Source organism: Actinophytocola sp. (assembly GCF_049647105.1).
Taxonomy (GTDB): Bacteria; Actinomycetota; Actinomycetes; order Mycobacteriales; family Pseudonocardiaceae; genus Actinophytocola.
In genome coordinates this window covers 1-4,844 of sequence record NZ_JBARWZ010000003.1, presented here as the reverse complement: position 1 = coordinate 4,844, position 4,844 = coordinate 1, and the positions used below count along the sequence as shown (strand labels likewise).

The following is a 4,844-nucleotide window of genomic DNA, read 5'->3' as shown; positions in this document are numbered from 1 at the left end:
CTCGGGCACTGGCTGCCCGCGCCCGCGGGGCCCGCACTCGCCGTCGTCGCGCTCGTCGGGCTCGGCCTCGCCCGGCCGTGGGCGGACCTTGCCGGCCTGCCAGTGCTCGACCTCGTCATGGCGGTCGGCGCGTGGCCGCTCCTGCGCAGGCACCCGGTGCCGCCGGTGTTCGCGGCCACCGCCTGCCTCGCGCTGCGTGTCCTGCCACTGGCCCCGCTCGCGGCGGTCCTGCTCGTCGGCGGGGTGGCCGCGGTGGTGGCGCTGCTGCGGAAAACCGCCCCGATCGGGCAGGCCATGGGCGCGGTGGTGCTCGGGGCCGTGGTGTTCTGGCCGTTCGCCGGGATGCCGGATCTGCTTGGCCACCGAGAGTCCGTTGTGCTCCTCGTGCTGGTGTTCGCGCTGGCCGTGTCGACGGGGTGGCGACCGTCGGCGCCGCTCGCGGTCACCGCCGCGTTCGCCGCGTATGCCGTCACGGCGCTCGTCGCACGGCTCACGACGGCCGACGGCGCGGTGGCGGCGGCGCTGGTGGTGGCCGCCACCGCGCTCACGGTCGCGGCGCGCTTCGTGTCATGGGGCCGGTTCGCTGACCGGTGACCGCCTGCGCAGCTCGCGGATCTGCCTGCTCGTCAGCGCGGCGCACGTGGTCACCACGATCAGTGCCGCGCAGCCGACGAGGGTGGCCGTCTTGCCCACCGCCGCGGCCACCGGCCCGACCGCGAGCTGTCCGGCAGGCACCGCGACGATGGAGCCGATGATGTCGTAGCCGTAGACGCGCGCCAGCTTCTCGCCGGACACGTTCTCCTGCAGCGACAGGTCCCACGCGATGGTGAACTGCTCGGCCGCCCACCCGGTCACGAACATGGCCGGGATCAGCACCACCAGGTGTGGCGCCAGCCCGAGCACGAGCAGCGGCGGCGCGAACAGCACGATCAGTGCCACCCCGAACAGCAGCGCCCGCTGGGGCAGCCAGCGCGCCGCGAGCACCCCGCCGACGAGCGCGCCCGCCGTCTGGCACGCGAGCACCACACCCCACGCGGCCCGCCCGAACGTGTCGTCCGCGACCACCGGGCCCAGCACCTGGAGGCCGCCGACCATCGCCGCGTTCACGACCATGAACTGCAGCACCACGATCCACACCCACGGCCGCGACACGAACTCCGACCAGCCCTCGCGCAGGTCGTCGAGGGGCCTCGACTTCTCCCTGACCGCCCGCACCCCACCCACCCGCAGCCAGCAGCCGGCCTCCGCCGTGAACACCCCGGCGATCACGACCAGCGCCCAGCCGGGCCCCGCGGTCGCCGCGAGCAGACCGCCAAGCGAGGCACCCGTGATCGCGGCCGTGTTGCTGCCGATCCGCAGGATCGCGTTGGCCCGCTGCAGGTCCTCGGCGGGCACCGTCTCCGGTGTCATCGAGTAGGACGCGGGCAGCGCGATCGCCGCGGCCGCGCCGTTGACGAGCCCGATCGCGGCGAGCAATGGCACCGACGCGAACCCGCCCAGCACCGAGGCCGCCATCAACGCGGCGGATCCCGCGGCGGCGAGGCTCGATCCCTGGAGCAGTACCGCTCTGGGCAACCGGTCCGCGAGCACACCACCGACCAGCACCAGCGCCACGCTCGCGATGGACCGCATCCCGACCACGAACCCCAGGTCGGTGACCGAGCCGCCGAGGTCGAGCACCGCGAACGCCATGGCGATCGGGGAGATCGCGCTGCCGAGGAATCCGGTCGTGCGGGCGACGGCAAGCCACCGGAACCGTGCGTGTTGAAGAACCCCCATGCGAAGAGTTCTACCGCAGCGGTCCGCATGATCTCGGCAAACGACCGCGTGTCCAACGCAAACGACCCGCGTGTCCAACGCGGGCGACCTCCGAGTTCAACCGAGCCGTCACCAGCGTCGGGCGGATTTGGTGAACTCAGTGGTCGTGCCGGTTGGACACGCGGGTCATGCGGGTTGGACACGCGCGTTTCGCGGGGTTAGGTGCAATGCCGGTCGTTTAGATGCCTGGAACCCCGATTGTTGATCTTGATCGGGCCTGTTTTCGCTGGTCGCTGATCGCGAAGTTGATCTTGTGTCGCCTTAACCGACCGGCATTGGGGTTAGGTGCGGAGGTCAGGGAAGTCCTCCTCGCGGTACTCGCCGTCGACGCGGGTGTCCGGATCGGGGTGAATCTCGTGTTCGCGGCCGCGCAGCTCGACGCGGCGGATCTTGCCCGAGATCGTCTTCGGCAGCTCGGTGAACTCCAGGCGGCGAATTCGCTTGTACGGGGCCAGGTTCTCGCGCGCGAACGCCAGGATCGAGCGCGCCGTGTCGGCGTCGGGGGAGTGGCCGGCGGCCAGCACCACGTACGCCTTCGGCACCGCGAGCCGGATCGGGTCCGGCGACGGGACGACCGCCGCCTCGGCCACCGCCTCGTGCTCGATCAGCACGCTCTCCAGCTCGAACGGGGAGATGCGGTAGTCGGACGCCTTGAACACGTCGTCCGCGCGGCCGACGTAGGTGATGTAGCCGTCCGCGTCACGGGTGCCGACGTCACCGGTGTGGTAGAAGCCGTCGCGCATCGCCTCGGCCGTGCGCTCGTCGTCGTCCGCGTAGCCGGTCATCAGGCCCACCGGCCGCCGCGACAGGTCGATGCAGATCTCGCCCTCGTCGCTGGGCACGCCAACGGCGTCGATCAGCGCGATACCGAACCCGGGCAGCGGGCGGCCCATCGAACCGGGCTTCACCGGCTGGCCCGGCGTGTTCGCCACCTGCACCGAGGTCTCCGTCTGCCCGAAGCCGTCGCGGATCGTCACGCCCCACGACTTGCTGACCTGCTCGATCACCTCGGGGTTGAGCGGCTCGCCTGCGCCGACCACCTTCCTCGGTGGCGTCTTCAACGCCGTCAGGTCCGCCTGGATCAGCATCCGCCACACGGTCGGCGGCGCGCAGAACGACGTGATACCGCAGCGGTCCATGACGTTCATCAGCGCGATGGCGTCGAAGCGGTCGTAGTTGTGAAGGAAGACCGTGGCCTCGGCGTTCCACGGCGCGAACACGTTGCTCCAGGCATGCTTCGCCCAGCCCGGCGACGAGATGTTGAGGTGCACGTCGCCCGGCTCGAGGCCGATCCAGTACATCGTGGACAGATGACCGACCGGGTACGAGACGTGCGTGTGCCGCACCAGCTTCGGCCGCGCCGTCGTCCCGGAGGTGAAGTACAGCAACAGGGCGTCGTCCGCGTTGGTGACCGCGTCCTGGATGAACGCGGTGTCCGCGCGGTCCGCGTCCGCGAAGTCCAGCCACCCGTCGACCGGGTCACCCACCGCGATACGGGTGTATTGCCCTGGCACGTCCGCGAACTTCCCGGTGTCGGCCGACCGCACCACCACGTGCGCGGCCTGGCCCCGGTCCACCCGGTCCCGCAGGTCCACGGCGCCGAGCAGCGTGGACGCCGGGATCAGCACCGCGCCGAGCTTCATGGCGGCCAGGATCGTCAGCCACAGCTCGCCCTGGTTGCCGAGCATGAGGATGAGCCGGTCACCGCGCTTGACGCCGTTCGCGCGCAGCCAGTTGGCCACCTGGTTCGACTTGCGGGAGACGTCGGCGAAGGTCCACTTCAGCTCGCTGCCGTCCTCCTCGACGATCCACAGCGCGAGCCGGGAGGCGGTCGGTTCCGCCGAGGCCACCGCGTCGAACCAGTCGATGGCCCAGTTGAACTCGGTCAGGCTGGGCCATTCGAACTCCGCGCTCGCGCGGAGGTAGTCCGTCCGGTGCTCCAGGAGAAAGTCCCGTGCCGCACGGAACGTCTCGGTGGCTGCGCTGCTCACCCTTGATGCCCTCCTACTTTCCGTTGAACTTCGGTGCTCGCCGCTCGAGGAACGCAGCCACTGCCTCACCAAGATCCTCACTCGGCAGGAACGCCGCGTTCCACGCGGCCACGTACCGCAAACCCTCGGCGACCTCGGCCTCCCGCCGGTGGCCGAGCACGTCCTTCACGCCCTGCACCACCAGCGGCGGGTTCGCGGCGATGTCGGCGGCCAATTCCCTCGCCGCGGCCAGCACCGCCGCCTGGTCCGGGTGCACGTCGTTGACCAGGTTGATCTTCTCGGCGCGGGCCGCGTCGATGTCCTTGCCGGTGTACGCCAGCTCGCGCAGGTGCCCCTCGCCGACGATGCCCGACAGGCGCTGGAGGCTGCCGAGGTCCGCGACGATCGCGACCTTGACCTCACGGACGCTGAACTTCGCGTCGGCGCTCGCGAGCCGGATGTCGGCGGCCGCGATCACGTCCAGCCCGCCGCCGATGCACCACCCGCTGATCGCCGCGATCACCGGCTTGCGGCACGTGGAGATCGACGTCACAGCCTGCTGCAGCGCGCGTACCTCGGTCAGGAAGCCGGTGCGCGGCTTGGCGAGCGACTTCTCACCGAGCATGGGCGCCCAGCTGCCCGACATGGCAGGCAGGTCAAGGCCGTAGGAGAAGTTGGTGCCGCTGCCGGTGAGCACCACCGCCCGCACGGCGTCGTCGCGGTCCAGCTCGCCGAAGACCAGCGGCAACTCCCGCCAGAAGTCCGGCCCCATGGCGTTGCCCTTGCCGGGGCCGAGCAGCGTCACCTCGGCGACGCCGTCACTGATGTCGACCTTCAGCGAAACCAGGTTGTCGGTCATGCGGCCCCTCACCCGTTCAGTCGGCCAGATACTTACTCGCAGTATGTCCTACCAGGCCACGGAGTTCGCCCGATCGTGTCGGCGGGGGTTTGGCAGTCTTAGCCAGCTTGGCCACTACCGTCCGAACCAGGCGGATCTTCACGTTAAGGAGGGCGCGCATGGCACGGGAGAGCGTGATGTCGACGCCGATCTTCGAC

Annotated in this window: 5 protein-coding genes; 1 reads left to right on the top strand and 4 read right to left on the bottom strand. The window is 70.4% G+C overall.

Going from position 1 to position 4,844, the window contains the following annotated elements; translation table 11 throughout:
* Positions 1–594 (top strand): hypothetical protein (locus WBA97_RS00120; protein ID WP_424228534.1); only part of this gene is annotated, 594 nt, incomplete at its 5' end.
* On the opposite strand, the gene WBA97_RS00115 is transcribed toward WBA97_RS00120, so the two are convergent.
* From WBA97_RS00115 to WBA97_RS00100, 4 genes are all read right to left on the bottom strand, one after another.
* The gene (locus tag WBA97_RS00115) at positions 568–1,779 is read right to left on the bottom strand and encodes an MFS transporter (protein WP_424228533.1); all 1,212 of its coding nucleotides are present in this window, start codon (positions 1,777–1,779) and stop codon (positions 568–570) included. The genes WBA97_RS00120 and WBA97_RS00115 overlap by 27 nt on opposite strands.
* 320 nt (positions 1,780–2,099) lie before the next feature.
* Positions 2,100–3,809 (bottom strand): AMP-binding protein, encoded by a 1,710-nt coding sequence (locus WBA97_RS00110; protein WP_424228532.1) that lies wholly within the window; start codon positions 3,807–3,809, stop codon positions 2,100–2,102.
* Between the two features lie 13 nt (positions 3,810–3,822).
* Positions 3,823–4,647: a crotonase/enoyl-CoA hydratase family protein gene (locus WBA97_RS00105; protein WP_424228531.1), complete on the bottom strand. Its 825-nt coding sequence runs from the start codon at positions 4,645–4,647 to the stop codon at positions 3,823–3,825.
* A 16-nt stretch (positions 4,648–4,663) separates the two neighbouring features.
* Positions 4,664–4,844 (bottom strand): hypothetical protein (locus tag WBA97_RS00100; protein WP_424228530.1); only part of this gene is annotated, 181 nt, incomplete at its 5' end.

Coding starts and splice junctions, on each gene's coding strand:
- WBA97_RS00115 (WP_424228533.1), bottom strand. CDS start 1,779: ATGGGGGTTCTTCAACACGCACGGTTCCGGTGGCTTGCCGTCGCCCGC.
- WBA97_RS00105 (WP_424228531.1), bottom strand. CDS start 4,647: ATGACCGACAACCTGGTTTCGCTGAAGGTCGACATCAGTGACGGCGTC.